Here is a 19,384-nt window from a genome sequence, read left to right as displayed (position 1 = left end):
GTGGTCCTAGCGGATGCGGGTTGCAGTTTGATGACGGTGGCGGACATGGCAGCTCTCCATCGGCGCAGGGCGGCTGTGTCACGCGCGCAAACGCCGGGCGATCAGAGAAAATGGCCGGCCCCGGTGAGGGGGCCGACCGTAACACAACCAAGCTCTTACCCACGGTCATGCCCTATGACCGTGGGCACGGCGGCAACTGCCGCCGCGCCGCTCGTGCGGTGTTTGAGGCTCCAGCTATTGGGATCAATACGTGTATTTGACGGTCAGCAGGCTGGTCGTGCCGCTATCCACCACGTCGGAGATGGCCAAGCTCTTCTTGCCCACATGCGACCAGTAGGTGTAGTCGCCCAGCAGGTTGGACACCGAGAGATCGACGCTGAAGCCATTCTCGAACTTATAGCCCGTATGCAGGTCAAGACGGGTGTTCGGACGGACCCAGAGATTATCCCAGGTGCCGGGCTGGTTCAGGTAGTTGTAAACGGAGACGTAGCTGCCGGTGTAATTATAGATGATGTCGAAGGTGAAGCCTTCATATTCATAGAACAACTGGGCATTGGCCAGCCATTCCGGCGCATTCTGGATGCGCTGATCACGGCCCACCGTGTCGTTACCCAGGTCCACCTTGGTCCATTGCCGGGTCAGGTTACCGCCGATGCCGAAACCATCAAACGGGGCCGGCAGATCCTTGAACTTCTGCCGCAGGCTCAGTTCCAGGCCATAGACATCGCCATCGCCGCCATTCTGCGGGGTGATGGTGCGGGTGCGACCGCTGCCACCCAGGGCCGCGTTCACGCCGTCGGAGCCATTTTCATAGAGATAATCCGACAGGTGCTTGTAATAGCCGCCGAAGGAGGCGTAGCCGCCCCAGTCGCTGCGCCATTCACCCGACAGATCGACATTCAGGGACCGGATCGGCTTCAGGTCCGGGTTGCCCATGGTGATGGTGGTGACGCCATCATCCGACAGGTCATAACGGGCGCCGCCGGCCAACTGCACAAAGGCCGGACGGGTGTAGGAGGTCCAGACCGCCGCGCGGTACACGCTGTCCTCGTCCGGGCGCCAGTTGGCGTGGAGGCTGGGCAGCAACTCATTATAGGTCGTGTCGGTCTTGGCCCAGTTGCCGCCGACGCTGCTGCTGGCCGGCAGTTCCCAGAAGGTGTTCTTGATCTCGGTATGTTCAAAGCGCAGGCCGGGGATCAGTTCCAGATCGCCCAACTGCCACTGGCCCATGACATAGGCGGAGCTGACGGCCTCGCTGCCCTTCTGGGTGTTGCAGTTCATATTGTCCACATAGGGGCGGCCCGCACCGCAGCTATCAAAGCTGGCGGGCGTCTGGTACTGGCGGAACAGTTCCAGCATCCGGTCATGGTCGATCTTGGGCACCGACCAGCTATATTTGCCGGGGAAAATCTCGTCATAGGTGCCATTGGCGATGCCCAGGCTGGCCCAGGTGGGACGGCCGCCGACCAGATCGGAGAAATAGGCGTTGGTCCAGTCGCGGTTGGTCACCTTGCGCTGGCTGTCGATATATTTCGCACCGAACTTGACGTATTTCAGGCTGCCTTCGTCAAAATCATGCTGGATGTCGATCTTGCCGCCGCGCTTGTCCTGGCCGCTATATTGCGAGGTCAACTGACCGGCGCGGCGGGCGAACAGGGCCGTGCCGGCATTATCCAGCGCATTGAACATTTCCGGCGTCAGCAGCGGGATGGGGAGGTTGTTCTCGTACCCCATGGAAACGCCGCCGCCATAGTTCCAGCGGTCATTGGCGCTGAACTGGTCGTTACGGACCGAGGCTTCCAGATGGTCCGGGCGGTTATTGTTACCCGTGCTGTAGAAAAGCTGCGGGGAGATCGTCCAGTTGCCGACCTTCTTGTCAGCGCCCAGTTGATAGGTGGAAAGGTCGGCCTTTTCCGGGTTGGTTTCATACCAGACCGAGGTACGGAACTTCTGGATATCCAGGGCATACAGGCCGCTGGGCTGCCGGATGCGGCCCTTATTGGTGCTGACGATCTGGCTGAAGGTGCTGTTCTGGATCGTCTCGGCAAAGGCGTAGGAGGCGCGGAAATAGGCCTGCAGCGTATCATCCGGGCGCCAGTCCAGCGACAGGTTGCCGCCGTACCGTTCGGTGCTGCCGTTGGACACGCCAATATTCACGCCCGTCTGCACGATGTTGGATAAGGGGTCCAGGCCGGGCGCGCTGGTGGAGCCGCCGGCATCGCTGGTCAGCGCATAGGCCCAGCCCCCGTCTCCGCGGGCGGCCATGGCACCTGCCATCTGGCTGTTGGCGAAGTTGCGCTTGTCGTAATAGGCGCTGACATAGACGCCGAACTGGTTATCCTGGCCAAACTTGAAGGCCAGATCGCCGGCGGCACCGGCGCCCAGGCCGCTATCATCATAATCGCGGGCCCGGCTTTCCATCCGGCCGGACAGGGTCATGCTGGCACTGACATCCTGCTTGAAATCATAGGCCGTGGGGGTACGGAAATCGATGGTGCCGCCGATGGCATCGCCATCCATATCGGCGGTGGAAGTCTTGTTCAGCGCAATGGTTTGCAGGCCCGACGGCGGCAGCAGGCTCAGCTTCACACCGCGGCTGTAGGGCATGCCCTGGGCCACGGTGACGCCGTTGATCATGTTGACATTATATTCGCTGTTCAGGCCGCGCACGGCGGCAAACATGCCCTCACCACGCGCCGCACCATCAATGCCGCCAAAGAAGGACTGGCCGGTATTCACCACCGTCACGCCCGGCAGCAGGCCCAGGGCTTCGGCCACATTATGCACAGCCGTATGTTCCAGATCCTCGGTAGAGAGGATTGAGACGCTGTTGGTGGACTGCATCTGGACGTCGGTCGCCTGATAGCGGTTGGCGACGACCAGAATTTCTTCCAGGAGAACGGGTTCATCCGCATGGGCGGCGGCGAAGGGGGCAAGCGCGACGGCGGTGGCCAGCAGCACCGATTTCAGGGCGGGGCGATGCATGATGATCCTCAAAGGCTCCGTACTTGGGTTTGGAGGGATGGCATCACCCCTCACCAGCCAAGACGCATCCCGCACCGCAATAACCGCGTGTCACAGAACTTTCTTAAATTAAATCAAGGCGTAACAGAACTGACACCTTCTGGCTGGAAGCGCAGCCGCCCCCGCAAGCTCACCCGGTGACATTTCTAACTGGCACCGACATGTGCCGCAGAGATTTGTTTCAACAGAATTGAACTGTCAGTGTCTGCCGCTGCCTCCAGCAGACCGCGTCGGACGAGGTCATCGGCCACAAGCCTGGAAAGCCGGATGGATCCTGCGGGATGGCCGGTCATCTGGGCATGTCGGTTCCGGGCATCTATTCGCTGCTTGACTCTTTCGGGCTAAAATAGAACATAAAGGGAACATTTTGCCCCCTGGAGACCCCCTTGCGGAACGCGTCCGCCATAGCGAACCTGCGTGCGCAGATCGCCCAGATTGAAGGCCAGTCCCGCCCGAATGGCGGCGTGCTGCCCTTTGGTCTGCCGGTGGTTGATGCCAGGCTGCCCGGCGGCGGACTGGCGCTGGGGGCGCTGCATGAAGTGACGGGTGGCGGGCAAGGCAGTATCGATGCCGCTGCCGCTGCCCTGTTCAGCGCCGGCATCGCGGCCCGTACCGAGGGGCCGGTCTTCTGGATTTGCACCCGGCCGGACCTGTTCGCGCCATCGTTGGCCCAGGCAGGCTTGCCGCCAGACCGGGTGATCTATGTGGAGGCTGGGGACGATAAGACGGTGCTGGCCTGTGCAGAAGAAGCGCTGCGCCATGGCAGCCTTGGCGCCGTTGTGGCGGAAATCGCTTGTATGACCATGACGGCCTCACGCCGGCTTCAACTGGCGGTGGAGGGAAGCCGAACCATCGGTCTTGCGCTACGGCGCTGGCGCCGACCGGCGGATGCGACCGATTTCGGTCAGCCCACTTCTGCTGTGACCCGCTGGCGCATCTCCTCCCTGCCATCATCCCCGTTGCCGGTACCCGGCGTGGGTCGGCACCGCTGGTTTGTTGAATTGGTGCGTACCCGTGCCGGGGAGAGTGCTGCGTTTGAACTGGAGGCTTGCGATGAACAGGGTCATCTCGCTGTACCTGCCGAACTGGCCGATCGACCAGTTGCGACGGGCGGCTGGGGACACAGCGCCGTCGGCTGACCAGCCCCTGGTCCTGGCGAGCCGGCAACAGAATCGCCGCACCGTTACAGCGGCCTGTCCAGCAGCGCTTAATCTCGGCATCCGTCCCGGCATGGCGCTGGCCAAGGCGCAGATGCTGGTGCCGGGCCTTTCTATCCATGACGCGGCCCCCGCAGAGGATGAGGAGGGGCTGCACCGGCTGGCGCTCTGGATTTTGCAGCGCTTCTCCCCGCTGGTTTCCGCCGACCCACCCGACGGGATCGTCATCGACAGTACCGGTGCAGACCATCTGCATGGCGGGGAAGGGGCGATGCTGGACGCCATCATTGGCCGCCTCGCCATGTCAGGGGTTGAGGCCCGCGCTGCCATCGCGGACAGTTGGGGGGCCGCCCATGCCCTTGCACGCCATCTGGCCCGCTCAACCTTTGTGGCTGAGCGGGGTCGGACCCTGTTTCTACTCTCGCCCTTGCCGCTGGAGGCTTTGCGCCTGCCGGTGACGATGACGGCTGATCTCCGGACATTGGGTTTCCGGACCATCGGCGATCTGCACCGTCAGCCGCGGGCACCGTTGGCCCTGCGCTTTGGCCCGCAACTGGCCCGGCGGCTGGATCAAGCCCTGGGGGAGATGGCAGAGCCCATCGACCCTATCCAGCCTCTCGGCCAGATTGAGGCCCGTCGCGTCTTCGCTGAACCCATCGCGGCGGCGGAAACCATCGCCCGCTATATCGGTAAGCTGGTGACGACACTGTGCGCCGCGCTGGAGGCCCGTGGCCTGGGAGCGTGCCGGCTGGACCTGCTGGTCCACCGTGTCGATAATCGCCTGCAGGCTGTCCGGGTGGGCATGGCGCTGCCTACGCGGGATGCAAGACGGCTGACCCGGCTGCTGTGCGACAAGATCGAAACCATCGACCCCGGCTTCGGGATTGAGACGATGGTGCTGGTTGCCGCCAGTGCCGAACCGCTGGCGATGAAGCAAGCGGCCAGTAGCTTGGTCGAGGCGGCACGGCCCGACATATCGGGCCTAGTCGATACGCTGGCCAACCGCATCGGCGGTCGGGCGCTCTACCGGATGGCCGCCGTGGCCAGCGATGTGCCGGAAAGGTCGGTGCAGCGTATCCCCGCCATGGCGCCGGATACGGGCAGTGGCTGGCCCGATCATTGGCCCCGTCCTGCCCGGCTGCTGGCCCGGCCGGACCCGATTGAAACCATGGCCCTGCTGCCCGACCATCCGCCGGCCTCCTTCACCTGGCAGGGTGTGCGCCGGCGGGTGCGCCGGGCCGACGGGCCGGAGCGGGTTTTTGGAGAATGGTGGAAACGCGATGCCGAACTGGAAGCCGTGCGCGACTATTTCCGGGTGGAGGATGAGGCGGGCGAACGTTACTGGATCTACCGCGCCGGGGATGGGGAAGACCCAGCCACCGGTTCCCACCGCTGGTTCCTGCATGGGATATTCGGATGAGCGGCCCGCGCTATGCCGAGCTGCAGGTGACGACACATTTCTCCTTTCTCCGCGGCGCGTCTTCGGCGGAGGAGCTGTTCACCATGGCGGCCCATCTGGGTATTGAAGCGCTGGCCGTGGTTGACCGCAACTCCCTGGCCGGCATGGTCCGCGCGTGGGAGGCATCAAAGGCAACGGGCGTGCGGCTGGTCGTGGGCTGCCGCCTGGACCTGACCGATGGTACGGCGCTGCTTGTCTACCCGACGGACCGGGCGGCCTATTCCCGCCTCTGCCGTCTTCTCTCCCTGGGCAAGGCCCGTGGTGGCAAGGGGCGGTGTCTGCTGGACTGGTCCGATGTCGTCACCCATGCCGAAGGGCTGCTGGCGGTGCTGGTGCCCGACGAAGCCGATGAGGAAGGGGCGCGGCGGCTGCGCCGGCTGCGCGACGCTTTTGGCGACCGGGCCTATATGGCCCTGACCCTGCGCCGCCGCCCGAACGATCAGATGCGCCTGCATGATCTGTCGAACCTCGCCGCCCGCCTGCGGGTGCCGCCCGTGGTGACCAATGACGTGCTGTTCCACGATCCCGGCTGCCGGATCCTGCAGGACGTTCTCTCCTGCATCCGGCATAATATTGTGATCGACCAGTTGGGTCATCGGCGGGAGCGCCATGCCGACCGTTACCTGAAACCGCCAGAAGAGATGCATCGGCTGTTCACGCGCTATCCCGAGGCGCTGGCCCGGACCCTGGAAATCACCCAGAGGTGCCGTTTCCACCTGGGGGAACTGAGCTACCAGTACCCGGAGGAACGGGACGATCCCCGGCTGACCCCACAGCAGACCCTGGAGCAACTGACCTGGGAAGGCGCTGCTGACCGCTATCCGGAAGGGCTGCCTGAGGACGTGGTGGCGACCCTGCGGCATGAACTAGGGCTGATCCGAAAGCTGGATTACGCCCCCTATTTCCTGACAGTGAACAGCATCGTGCGCTATGCCCGCGCCCAGGGCATTCTCTGCCAGGGGCGGGGATCGGCCGCCAATTCTGCTGTGTGCTATGTGCTGGGCATTACCAGCATCGATCCCGTCCGCAACAATCTGCTGTTTGAGCGCTTCGTGTCGGAAGAACGGCGGGAGCCGCCGGATATCGACGTCGATTTTGAGCATGAACGGCGTGAGATCGTCATGCAGTGGGTGTTCGACACCTATGGCCGGGATCACGCGGCGCTTTGCTCCACGGTGATCCGCTACCGCACCAAGGGCGCCTTGCGGGATGTGGGCAAGGCACTTGGTCTGCCGGAGGATCTGATCCGCACCCTGTCCAGTCAGGTGAAAGGCTGGTCGGAAGGGTTTGAGGAGGAGCGCCTGAAAGGGCTGGGGCTTGACCTGTCCGATCGGCGCCTGCGTCTGGCATTGGACCTCGCGCGCCAACTGGTGGGCTTTCCGCGTCATCTTTCCCAGCATCCGGGCGGCTTTGTGCTGACCCGTGACCGGCTGGATGATCTGGTCCCCATCGAGCCGGCAGCCATGAAAGACCGGCAGGTCATCGAATGGGATAAGGACGATATCGACGTCCTGAAATTCATGAAGGTCGATCTCCTGGCGCTCGGCATGTTGAGCTGCATGCGCAAGGGCCTGGAGCTGCTGGCCGACCATAAGGGCATCCCACTGGATCTGGCCAGTATCCCGGCCGAGGATGCCATGACCTATGACATGATCTCCAAGGCCGACACGCTCGGCACCTTCCAGATTGAAAGCCGGGCGCAGATGTCCATGCTGCCGCGCCTGAAGCCGCGTGAATTCTACGATCTGGTGATCCAGGTGGCCATCGTCCGGCCCGGACCCATCCAGGGCGACATGGTTCACCCCTATCTGCGCCGGCGGAATGGGTTGGAGCCGGTGAACTTCCCCAGCCCGGAACTGGAAAAGGTGCTGGGCAAGACATTGGGCGTGCCGCTGTTCCAGGAACAGGCGATGCGGGTGGCCATTGTCGGCGCGGGCTTCACGCCGGGGGAGGCCGACCTGCTGCGCAAATCCATGGCCACCTTCAAGATGACGGGCGGGGTGTCGGCGTTCCGGGACAAGCTGATTGGCGGGATGGTCGCCAATGGCTATGCGCAGGATTTCGCCGAACGGACCTTCCGGCAGTTGGAAGGGTTTGGCAGCTATGGCTTCCCCGAAAGCCACGCGGCCAGCTTCGCGCTGATCGCCTATGCCAGCGCCTGGTTGAAATGCCGGCATCCGGATGTGTTTTGTGCTGCCCTGCTGAACAGCCAGCCGATGGGCTTCTATGGCCCGGCCCAGATCGTCCGCGACGCAATTGATCATGGCGTACAGGTCCGCCCGGTCTGTGTGAATGCGTCACGCTGGGACTGTACGCTGGAGGAAACCGGGGAGGAGGGGCGTCTTGCGGTGCGGCTGGGGCTGCGCATGGTGAAGGGGCTGGCCAATGGCCATGCGGCCTTGATCGTGCTGGCCCGACAGGACCGTGCTTTCGCATCGGTGGATGATCTGTGGCGGCGGGCCGGGGTGCCGCAGGCAGCCTTGGTGCGCCTGGCGGAAGCCGATGCCTTCCGGTCCGGCATGGGGCTGGCCCGGCGGGATGCTTTATGGGCGCTCAAAGGGTTACGGGACGCGCCGCTGCCCCTGTTCGCCGCAGCAGCGGAGAAGGAAAGGCAGGCCGTGCCGGAACTGCTGGAACCTGAGGTCGGGCTGCGTCCCATGACGGTAGGCGGGGAGGTGCTGGAAGATTATGTCCGGACCGGATTGTCGTTGAAGGGGCACCCTGTCGGGTTCCTGCGGACCGACCTAAGACGGCGCGGCATGGTGACGTGCCGGGACGCGATGACGGCACCCGATGGCAAATGGCTGGAAATCGCCGGTCTGGTGCTGGTCCGTCAGCGGCCTGGCACCGCCAGCGGGGTGCTGTTCGTCACGCTGGAGGATGAGACCGGGGCAGCGAACCTGGTGGTCTGGAAAGACCGGTTCGAGACCTACCGCCGGGACATATTGGCAGCGCAGCTTATGGCGGCGAAGGGCAGGGTGCAGCGGGAAGGGGAGGTCGTTCACCTGATCGTGCAGAAGGTGGCGGACATTTCAGCGGACCTCGGGCGGGTGCCGGCAATTGAGGACCGGGACACCAGCGAACTGTTACGCGTGCCCTCACGGAATTTCCGATAATACCAGTCCGCCTTGAGTTTGAGTCATGGCGGACTGGTATAAGCTCTCCATTGGAAAGGCGGCATATGCTTCTTCATGCGAAGAAATGCAATGGATGATCTCCCTCTCGTAACCGTTCCGGTGCCTGTGTCTCATCGGAAAATTGTTAGAAACGGGCCACCCAGATTATCCGGTTACAAGCCGTTTCTCGATGGATACTGCCTGTCTTATTTTTAAGGGGGAGCCGCCATCCTTCATGCGCGGAATTTTACTCACACGCAATATTTTTTTATAATAAAATTTTAAAATCAACTGATTATAAATGAAGCAATAATAAAATGAATGCATATATAATTTTTCTAACAAATAATAATTATTTGCTAAATTTTGTGATTTGTTTTTGTTTGCATTGTAATTAATTGCGCTATATTGAAAATATAGGTCAAAAAGTTTTAAAATATGATAATTGACAAATTTGTAGGCGTGCCAAATATTGGTGATATGGGGGTACCTCAAATTTGGGGTGTGTCCAAAAAGGGGTATGTTCGATCCGGGGGTTCCCGTTTGGAAGCTGTGGCTCCTTTTTAAAATTTCTTTAGGGGTGGGATACATATTGAAGATGTCTAAGCTCACGCGGAAAAGCCTTCTGATGTCTACGGCCGTGGTGTCGGTCGCCGCCATCGGGGCTACGGGTGCCCATGCGAATCAGGTGTTCGATCCGGCAACGGGCGTGCTTACTGTCACCGGGACAGAGGGCACTATTTTGGGGTCGTTTGCTGCCACAGCAGCGAATTTCACCGCCAATATCGACAAGGACGCGACGGTAGCGGGCCTAGCCCCACGCATCACCGTCAGCGGCACCGGCGCGACGGGTCCGGTCACGATCAATAATAGCGGCAAGCTGAGCCATCTCAGTCTCTTCCAAGTTGGCACTAAGGGCGGTGCGGCTGGGGATATCACTCTTACCAACAATGCTGGTGCGCAGATCGGGTTAACCAAGACCGATACGCAACCTGCGCAGTATGCGTATGTCTATTTGAATGCTGCGAAGGGGCAATCGACTGAAGAGACGAAAGCCAATATTTCCAATTCTGGATCGATACTGGCAAATAATTTGAGTGTTCGTGCGTCAACCGTTAGCTTTGCCAATAAGGCTGGAGGCACCCTTATCCTGCAAGGGAATAGCTTAATTTACGCGTATTCGAGTACGTACACGGCCGGCACCCCGCAAACAAAGGACGGTGTCACCACAACGGTGAACACCCAGACAGATTCTGGCACTGCCGCCAGCCTGACCAATGCCGGGACGATTGATATTACCCCCAACACCGCCCTTACTCTCCAGGGCGTGACGATGGCCAGCCTGGAGAACAGCGGCAAGCTGGGCCTGGGTGCGGACACGGCTACCGGGACAACGGGGCTGGGTAATATTAGCTTGCAGTCCGGCGGCTATTCCCAGACCACGACGTCGCAGGTGACCCCGTCGCGTACAACCACCGAAGGGACGACGACCACCACTTCCTCCTTGTATTCTCAAAATACAGTACAGGCTGGTATTGCCAGCAAAGCTGATCTGACCAATACCGGCAGCCTGACGGTCAACAGTCTGAGCCTCTCTGCCTTGTCCTCGGTACAGAATTTCGGCTCGAGCAATACGACCAAGATTACTGCTGTCACCACGGACCGTGGCACGATCACTACCACAGAAGACACTTTAGTCAACTCAACCACCGCTGTGGCAGTGCCTGACGGCAGCGCCACAGTGACCAACGCCGATGGCGGCACCCTGTCCCTGAACTCCCTTTCCATCCAGGGGCCGGTGGCCAGCCTGACCAACCAAGGCAAAGGTTCCCTGCTGCTGGGTACAGGGGATAGGCCCGGCTCCCTGTCGATTCAAGCGAGTGGGCAGCGTTGGGGTAATAGCTATACGCAGAGCAACATCTCCGTCAGCGATTCGACTGGGCTGATTTCGCGGGACTCTACGTTCACGAATAAATCTGCCAGCGTGGCTTTTGCAGGCAAGGCCGATCTGGTCAATGCTGGCACTCTGGACGTTGCTGGCGGCAGCACTGTGACTGTCACGGCCATGGGCGATGCCACGGTTGCCAATACCGGTATGCTGGGCCTGGGGCTGAACACCAAGACCGGTGCGCGGACCAATGGCACCAATAACGGCCGCGGTTCCCTGAACGTCAAGGCCGGCACCTCGCTGAACGATAGCACCACCACCACCACCAGCCATTGGGATACGGTCACCAAAGATAAGGTGACCACGCAGAACAGTTCCAACAGCACCGATCAGGTCAACAAAACGACGGTGCTTGCCGGCAAGGCCAGCCTGACCAATGGCACCGATGGTGCTATCGCTCTCAGCAGTGCCTCCCTGTCTGGTCGTGGCGATACCAGCCTGACCAATGCGGGCACTGTTTCCATCACCGGGAACCTGTCCCTGAATACCGGTGACACTTATCAATCTTCTTACATATCTTCGGATAAAATGGACCAGACCATCGTTACCGATGGCAGCGTCACCGGTCAGACGACCAATACTGTCACAAGTTCGTCCCGTGGCTCCTCCAGCTCTGCCTTTAGCGCCGTTGCCGGCAATGCGAAGCTGGATAATCAGGGCGCGGGCACGCTGCTGTTGACCGGCACTGTCAACCTGTATACCGCCGCCGGTATCGCCAGTGTAACGAACACCCAGGGCGGGGTTGTTGAAGCGTCCTCCCTTACCCTTGGTGCGGGAACGACCGTCTCCAGCAGAACCAGCGATTCCACGTCGAGGGCGGTAAGCAGCACCCTGATCAAGGGTGGCAATACCACCATCACCGGCCAGTCGGAATCGACGAGCAAGAATAGTTCAGTATCTACCGCGACCGCTGGCAGCGCCATCCTGGACAATGCCGGTACGATCCGGAATGCAAAGGATAATAATGGCGCAGCCATCAACCAGTCGATTACGCTGACGGGCAATGATGGTGTCGCCGTCACCAATGCGGGCAGCATCAGCGGAACGGTCACCGGCACGGCTGGCGCGAGCACCTTTAAATACACTAATGAAACCACCATCACGGATAACTCTACCACCGTCAATGGGGTCAGGGATGGCACCCGGACGGAGGTACGCAACAGCACCTCGCAAAATACGGTGGTTGCGGCAGGGGCAACCCTGGAAAACAAATCCGGTGCCCAGATCGGTGGTGTTTCGCTGGCAGGCGTCGGCAGCACGGTCTCGCTGACCAATGCCGCCAACGCAACCATCGGCGGCCAATATGCCACCAACCCGAACGTCACCCTCACCGGGCGGGGGTCGCAGAACTCGTCCTATGATAGTGCCATCACGACAAGCACGGCGACGGTGAAGGGCACGGATACCGTCACCGAAACCGGCACGGTGAAATATACATCCCAAGCGGTGGAAACGACCCTGGCCCTGACCAATGCCGGGCGTATTGGTACCGCCATTGTGGATACGAATGGGAACATCACACCCGTTGGCGGGATGGTTACCCTGAACGGGGCTGCCTCGAAGATTGAGGTCACGAACAGTGGTCTGATTTCTGGTGGGATCAATGCCAGCAGCCTCTACAACGGCTCCGATGCGTGGAACGAAACCTCTACCGAAGTTGGTGGCACCGTCACGGCGCGGACCTATGACGAAACCACCGAAAACAAGGCTGGTACCGTCACCCTCCGCAATACGGGGACGATCGGTGAATCCCTGATCCCGGGTGGGCAGTCCAACCCGCTCAACAGTCAGGGCTCTATCTCCGTCACCGGGGGAACAGTGACCCTGACCAACGAGGCCGCCGGCATCATTAATCTGGGTGCCACACCCTCCACGCTGCAGGGTGGCGCTGGTTCTGTCGATAAGTATACGCAAACCATCGCCACAGAAGGCAATAACACCGTTACGGTGACTGAAAATATCAGCATCCTGACTGTCGGCGATGCCACCCTCACCAATAATGGGAAAATCCAGAACCTGACCGGTTCGACTTCTACCCTGGAGGTTCGTGCAAGCGGCACAGCAACGCTGGCCAATACGGGCACGCTTGACCTCCTGACCGAACCAACAAAAAGCAAAATTACCGTCGGTGGCGTTGGCTACACCAACGATACCACCAAGACCACAACCGTCCAGTCCAACGCAAAGGACGGTCTCGGACGTCCTGTTGCCCCGACGGTGACCACGGAGGAGAACACGCGTCAGGTCATCCAGAATGTGGCCAAGGTCAGCAATTCCGGCGTCCTGGCCGCAGGAACGATGAATGTCGAGGGCTATACTGCCAGCCTGGACAATAAGGCGGGCGCGACGGTCAAGGTTTCGCCGAACACGCTCAACGTTACGGCCAATCAGTCGGTTGAGACCAGCCGCTCTGAGGTGAATGACGGAACGAGCACCCGCACCAGGACGACCACCAACAATCTCGGCGGTCTGGCCAGCCTGACCAATGCCGGGCTGGTGGACGCCCAGAGCGCTGCCGGCCAGATTAATGTCAGTGGCCGCAATGGTGCCCTGGTCAGCAACGCTGCGACGGGCACCATTCAGGGTGGCGTCACTGTCACCTCCCTGTTCACCGACACGGTGTCGGATGTCACCACCGGCCTGCTGGGGGGTGCCGGCAGCATCAATCAGACCAGCACAAAGGTCGGCGGCGTTGCCAAGATGGATCAGCTTGGCGCGATCACCGGTGATGTTACTGTGACCGGTCTTGCTGAATCCTACCTTAACAATGCCGGTACCATCGGGGGCTCTGTCACCATCGGCAGCACCGACAAGACCGCCAGCGGCACCAATGCCGGGCAAACAGCTTTCTCCAACATGACCAACGCCAATGGCGCGATCACCCTTTCCCTGGGCAAGGCCACGGTCGCGCCACAGGAATTGGGGCTGATTGCCGGGCCGCAGTCTTCCAAGGTGGATGGGCTGAATGACGCCATTCTGTTGAACGGGGCCACGGCCACCATCGGCGGTAACGTGAATATTGGTGCCGTCAACAATGCCTATGTGGACAATAAGGGCAAGATCAGCGGCACCGTCACCATCGCCGCGTTTGACACCACACCCGGCGCGATCGGGACCGGCACCATCGTCAATACCGGTACCCTGAGCGGCATCCAGACGCTGGAAGGCAATCACACCCTCACCGTGACCGGCAAGGATGCCACGGTAGGGGCGGTCACCTTCGGCACGGACGCAGGCCGTGGCAAGGAGAGTGTCAATGTCCTGAATGTTGCCAATCAGGGGCAGGTTAACGGATCGGTTTCCGGTGCCATGACCGTTGATGGCACTTATCTGACCAACAGCATCGTCAATTACGATGTGGCCGCGGATCAGGTTGGGGTTTTGCGGAACGTGTCCGGCATTACCGCCATCAATAAGACGGGCGCCGGTACGCTGAACCTTGTCGGTAACGAGCTTAACTTCAAGGCGCTGAACATTTCGGGTGGTTATGTTGGCCTCGGGTCTGGCGGCGATGCCACCTTTACCGGCAATTTCACTGCTGGGTCCGGCAGCTTTGCCATTGGCTCCGCGGTGGTGGCTGCGGACACGACCGCTAACAACCTGATCTCTGGCCAGTCCGCCGGGCTTGTCTTCCAAAACCGTGGCACGACGCTGACGGTGCGGGGCGATTACACGGTTGGCGCAGATGCTACCCAGGTGGTCTTTGCCCAACCCAACCTCACCCGCACTGTCGCCGCGGCAAATTCCGATGTTCTGGCCGAGCCGGGCAGCATCGCCCAGTTTGGTCTGGCTGTTACGCCGTTCCGGACGGATGCCGATGCCACGTCCGGCCTGGCCGTGGTGACGGGTACCGCCACCATTGCCGGCAAGGTGCAGGTCGTCTTCAATCCCTACACCCTGTATGAAGACAAGCAGACGCTGGCTCTGGTGAAATCCACCGGGGCACTGGATGTTTCCAAGGCCACGCTTGTTCAGTCGGAGGCAACGCCGTTCCTGAAGACGACGCTGACAACCGGCAAGGACGCCGATGATCTGAACGTGGCCACCGTCACCATCAGCCGCATGGCTTTTGCCACCCAGTCCGATGGCAGTGAGAACCAGAAAGCGGTGGCCGATGCCCTGAATAGCGGCCTCACCCCCGCCGCCAATCTGGTCCGCGGCGATAATTTTACCAGCGTTAACAGCTTCAACCTGGCGCAGGACTTCCTGTCCGTGGTGACAGCCTTCGATTATCACTTGAACACGCCGGTCACCACCCAGGCCGGTCTGGCAGACCTGAACGGGTCTTTCCTGGCCAGTCTGAACAATATCGACACCTCGGCCGGCTTCCTGTCCGATCTGGGTAACAAGCTGGCGGGCCGGAACGTGACGACCAGCGGGGAGGGCGGTTTCCTCACCTGGGCTGAGCCATACTATGTCCGCTCCGATCTGGAGGGGGGTGATGGCCAGGTTGGTCTGCAGGCCAAGACGGCGGGCATCAGCTCGGGGCTCGGTTTCCAGAACCAGAGCTTCACCGCAGGTCTGGCTCTGGGCTATAGCAGCACCAATGCAGATGGCGGTAACAACCACGCGGATGTGAGGAGCTACCAGTTCGGTGCCTTTGTCGGCGGCGGTTGGGATGTGAACGATGCCGGTAAGCTGAAGGCTGGCCTGCGGCTCTCCTACAGCATGAACGATATCGGCTCAGCACGGTCCATGCCGGCCCTGGCACGTAATGCCAGCGCCAAATATGACGGTAAAGACCTGAATGTTGCGGCCAACCTGTCCTATGAGATGCAGATGAATCGCTGGAAAGTGACCCCGGCGGTTGATCTGCGCCTGCGTGACCGGTCGGTCGATGCCTTCATGGAGCAGGGTGCCGGTGCTGTCAGCCTCAATGTCGACAAGAACAGTGCCAGCATCTTCTCCGGCACCGTGGGCGTGGACGCGGAACGCACCTTCAAGATTTCGTCTGTGGCGTCGGTGACGCCGCTGATCGGGATTGCCTATCGCCTTCAACAGGATGCGAAGGGTGATATCGATGCGCAATTCGCCGGCGGTGGCGAAGCGTTCACGCTGGAAGGGGTGGAGCCGGGCAACGTCTTCATCCCGCGTGCGGGCGTCACGCTGACTGTTGCTGACGGCGTCAACGCGTACCTTGGCTATACGGGTGCGTTTGGTGACAGGCAAACCGGTCATCAGGCGACGGGCGGTATCCGTATCTCCTGGTAATCGGTCGTCACGACAGCAAGTCTTGATCGCAAGCTGCATGTTATTTCCTACCCATAGCATGCAGTTTGCGGTACCCCCCCCCATCGCTTTGGCGATGGGGGCTTTTGAATAGAATGTGAAATTTAATTAAAATGAATAATTATAATGACAAGAATTACAACATCTATCGCCCGAAATAGGTTGACTGCATTCAAGTTTTTACAACCAAGATGGTCCTTGTTGCCGCAGCAACTTAACCCGGCCAGAACGCCGCCGACGCTTGGCCATCGTGTTCGCCATCATGCAGTAATAACCCCGGTAATCGTTGCCGAACCGATCCCGGAAACGCGTGTGGTAAAAGTTTTAGTTTATCTCACGATGGATTGTCCCGTGATGCCGGCCAAGCCGCGTTGCGATCTCCCGAACCGGGATCAAAGCCTGGAACATCTCTTCAATCACGTGCCGTTCCACCAAACTCAGGTGCGAATAGTGCTCTCCCATGGCAGTCTCCATTGCTAACCATATGATTATAAAGAGGAGTCGTACTTCAAAATAGAATCCACCGCGCCTACATCAAAATGAGTAATAATATTAATTATGGAAATACAAGGAGCGATTTTGGCTGTGTAAGGGACGTAAACGACGTTGGGATTCTGGCACATCGAGGCACGTCGTGGACATTGATATCCGTAGTGTTCACGATGGCTTGCATGCGCGACCGAGGTCCGGCGCGCGGCGCCTCAGCGACGCAAGCGCGCCGGGACCGGTCGGCGCCGCACAACATTTCGATCCGACCGGACTCAACTGCCCCTGACGGGGTAAAACTTCTCAGAGTGGCGAGTGAAAATTCCCCAGTTTTGGCAGAGGGTAAGGCCTTGGGGGCATGCCCTCTTCCATCCCGTCTCCTGCTGTCTGCGTGGAGGATGCCGGTGATCAGGCTTGGGGACCTTGTCATGATCCTGGACCTTGCCCGCCAACGAACCCCAGCCACTGCGGCTGTCGCTGTTATCCCCCTATGAGCCCTTTTTACGCGAATGGCGTTTGGCCCTGCCCCGGTTTTGTTCTGGTCATTTGAGAGCGATACTCGCGATCAAGAAGATCGGATATGGCAGCGATACATAGAGAGGAGTTCAAGCGGGATGCGGTTCAGAGCTTTCCCTCGTCCGGAGATATCCGCTGCCTGTCCCCGAAGGATTTTCCGCACCAGCCCGCGGCTGTGACCGGTCCGGCGAACGATCTCCTTGATGGAAATGCCGTCCTTGGCCAGTTGCTGGATCGCGTTGTTGGTATCCTCGCGCCGCAGATATCCTTCGTACTGCAGGCGCTCGGCTGCCGTGAGAAGGGCCGGATTGATGCTGGTGGCACCGACGGCCCTGCGGATCTGCCGCATCGATTCCCGGACCGCATCGAGAAATGCTCGGCTTGCGTTCTCCATCAGATGCCAACGGTCCGCCACCTGGGTAGCCGCCGGCAGTGCCCTGGAGACTGCAAGCGCATAACCACCGGCGCGGTCGCGGGCGACGATGCTCACCTGCGGCTGTTGTTCCAGCCAGGCCTGTGTCGTTGCCGGCTCACGATCCGGCAGCAAGGCGATGGTCCGACGTCGTCCCAGATCACAGATCAGCGTTCCATAGCGATGATTGCGTCGCCACGCCCAATCATCCACGCCGATTACCGCGGGCGGCACGATGCGCGGGCTACCCTGGCGGCGCACCACACGCAGCAAGGTGTCGTTGCTCACCGGCAGCATCAACCGCCGGGCAAGGGTCGCCGCCGGCCGGCCTCCCAGCGTCAAACCGAATCTGACCCAGCCGGGCCGTCCGGCGGGCCCAGGGCGCCAGAACCTTCGGATCGAAGCGCTCCGTAAATACACGACGCCCACAGAGCACGGCATCACAGAAGAACCGGCTCGCCAGCAGCACAATCCCAACTGGCCTGCCGGTTGCCGGCAGGTCCGCCAGTCGCCGATGATACCGACTATGGATCCGACCTGACCCCGTTCCGCATCCGGGACAGGTGCCTATAGCCGTGACCGGGCTGATCGTGACCCGCACCACCCCATCATCGTCGACGATGTCCGTAACGGCCATGCCGGTGATGCCAAACATTGAGCATCTGAAATCTGTGCGCATCGTACCGACCCCTATGGAAAAACCACCCCACAGGAATTTCGAAATTCACCAAAAGTGCGTCAGAGCCAAAATTCAATGCCGATTGACACTTTAGACGGATTTATTAAATATCCAGCCCGTCTTTCTCTTCCAATGCCACGCTCTTGTCCGGAGGGGTAACCGGGGCGGATTGGGACCTGCGCTTTATCCACATCAAGCCGACATAGCCGCTGATCACCATCAGGATTGAACTGACGACAGTCGCCCAGGCCGCCCCCGTGGCCCCAAAGGCGTACGTCATGCCGAGCATGATGATCAGGCTGGGCACGCCAGCGCTGATTGTCATGATCGAGATGGCGCCGGGATAGCCAAGGGAAAAGCCGGTCGCCCAGCACAGCCCCGCCACGACCATGCCGATTGTACCAACGCAGACAATGACAAGAAGGGGGGCGGCATCGCGGAGTGCTGGGCCATAAATGAAGGTGATCAAAGGGTCGGCAATGAAATACAGGACGCAGCAGCCGGCCGCCATGATAGCGACCCAGGATAAAGTGGCTTTGCGCAGATAGGCCGTATGGGACTTGCCTCTTTTTTTGAGATCGATGACGTTGTTCTGATAAATCGTCGTGTACATGTTGGCCGGCGTCTGCGCCAGTTCACGTAATGTTGTCGCAATGGAAAATGCGGCCAGCGCCGCTGGTGGCAGAAGGGTGGCAACGATGACCCGATCCAGGCGGGAAACAGCCACCTTGAATAGAACGCCCCAGTGAACCCGGGCCCCATAGGAATAATAGTGCCACTGGGGACGCATTGTCTGGAACCCGCAATCCCGGCACCGTAGCAGGCCAAGGGCAAGGGCGAGGACGCCGCCAATAGCCTCAGCCCACGCCATTTGTCGCATCAGAAGTGTCGCCGGCAGGGCGCCCGCCTGGCTGTCAATCACCAGCAAAACATTGAAGATCAAGACCGGCATCACCGCTACGATCGTGCTGACCATGAAATTGCGATCCGCAACAAACATGGCGAACACACTCATACTGAACATGCTCGACGCGATCAGGATGGTCAGTTCCACCATATGCTCGCCGGCAACCAGATTTGTCGCCGGATCCTCAAAAGGAAAAAACCTCAGCCCATAGATGGAAAGGGCGATGACCGGCAGCACCGCGAGGGTGTGAACCAGCAATGTTGAGAGGGCCTTTGCGAAGCTGTTGCGATCATGCCGGATGTCATAGGCAAAGGCATGGGACAAGGACATGTCATAGACCCGCCCCAGCAGCATCGGAATTGCCAGGATACCCAGGAAAATGCCCATATCCGTCGGCCCGGCGAAACGGGCGATCAGGATATTCTGGATGAAACGCAAGCCAAGGACACCC

General features: G+C 60.2%; 9 protein-coding genes. 4 read left to right on the top strand and 5 right to left on the bottom strand.

Annotation, left to right across the window (positions count from 1 at the left end; translation table 11 throughout):
- Positions 1-243: 243 nt before the first annotated feature.
- A complete protein-coding gene (locus G473_RS0123955) occupies positions 244-2,985 on the bottom strand; it encodes a TonB-dependent receptor (protein ID WP_035709265.1) in 2,742 nt (913 codons plus the stop codon).
- A 425-nt stretch (positions 2,986-3,410) separates the two neighbouring features.
- On the opposite strand from G473_RS0123955, the gene G473_RS0123950 reads away from it, so the two are divergent.
- From G473_RS0123950 to G473_RS0123935, 4 genes are all read left to right on the top strand, one after another.
- On the top strand, positions 3,411-4,163 hold the full coding sequence (locus G473_RS0123950; protein WP_029015181.1) for an ImuA family protein: 753 nt from the start codon (positions 3,411-3,413) through the stop codon (positions 4,161-4,163).
- Positions 4,078-5,601: a DUF6504 family protein gene (locus G473_RS0123945; RefSeq protein ID WP_029015180.1), complete on the top strand. Its 1,524-nt coding sequence runs from the start codon at positions 4,078-4,080 to the stop codon at positions 5,599-5,601. Before G473_RS0123950 ends, G473_RS0123945 begins: the two co-directional genes overlap by 86 nt.
- A complete protein-coding gene (locus G473_RS0123940; RefSeq protein WP_029015179.1) occupies positions 5,598-8,756 on the top strand; it encodes an error-prone DNA polymerase in 3,159 nt (1,052 codons plus the stop codon). Before G473_RS0123945 ends, G473_RS0123940 begins: the two co-directional genes overlap by 4 nt.
- 1,234 nt (positions 8,757-9,990) lie before the next feature.
- Complete coding sequence (locus tag G473_RS0123935; RefSeq protein WP_154667571.1) at positions 9,991-15,915, top strand: autotransporter domain-containing protein; 5,925 nt, start codon at positions 9,991-9,993, stop codon at positions 15,913-15,915.
- Between the two features lie 342 nt (positions 15,916-16,257).
- Here the strand turns inward: G473_RS0123935 and G473_RS31245 are convergent, their stop codons facing one another.
- The 4 genes from G473_RS31245 to G473_RS0123920 form a co-directional block, all read right to left on the bottom strand.
- On the bottom strand, positions 16,258-16,395 hold the full coding sequence (locus G473_RS31245; protein WP_161631039.1) for a helix-turn-helix domain-containing protein: 138 nt from the start codon (positions 16,393-16,395) through the stop codon (positions 16,258-16,260).
- A gap of 589 nt (positions 16,396-16,984) precedes the next feature.
- Positions 16,985-17,635 (bottom strand): transposase, encoded by a 651-nt coding sequence (locus G473_RS30100; RefSeq protein ID WP_210163398.1) that lies wholly within the window; start codon positions 17,633-17,635, stop codon positions 16,985-16,987.
- Complete coding sequence (locus tag G473_RS31240; RefSeq protein ID WP_425411592.1) at positions 17,592-17,984, bottom strand: transposase family protein; 393 nt, start codon at positions 17,982-17,984, stop codon at positions 17,592-17,594. Before G473_RS31240 ends, G473_RS30100 begins: the two co-directional genes overlap by 44 nt.
- A 145-nt stretch (positions 17,985-18,129) precedes the next feature.
- Positions 18,130-19,287: a lipopolysaccharide biosynthesis protein gene (locus G473_RS0123920; protein ID WP_245580326.1), complete on the bottom strand. Its 1,158-nt coding sequence runs from the start codon at positions 19,285-19,287 to the stop codon at positions 18,130-18,132.
- Positions 19,288-19,384 lie beyond the last annotated feature (97 nt).

It is taken from the genome of Niveispirillum irakense DSM 11586 (assembly GCF_000429645.1).
Taxonomy (GTDB): domain Bacteria; phylum Pseudomonadota; class Alphaproteobacteria; order Azospirillales; family Azospirillaceae; genus Niveispirillum; species Niveispirillum irakense.
Note: the sequence above shows the minus strand (reverse complement) of the source record. Positions and strands in the feature narration are given on the sequence as shown.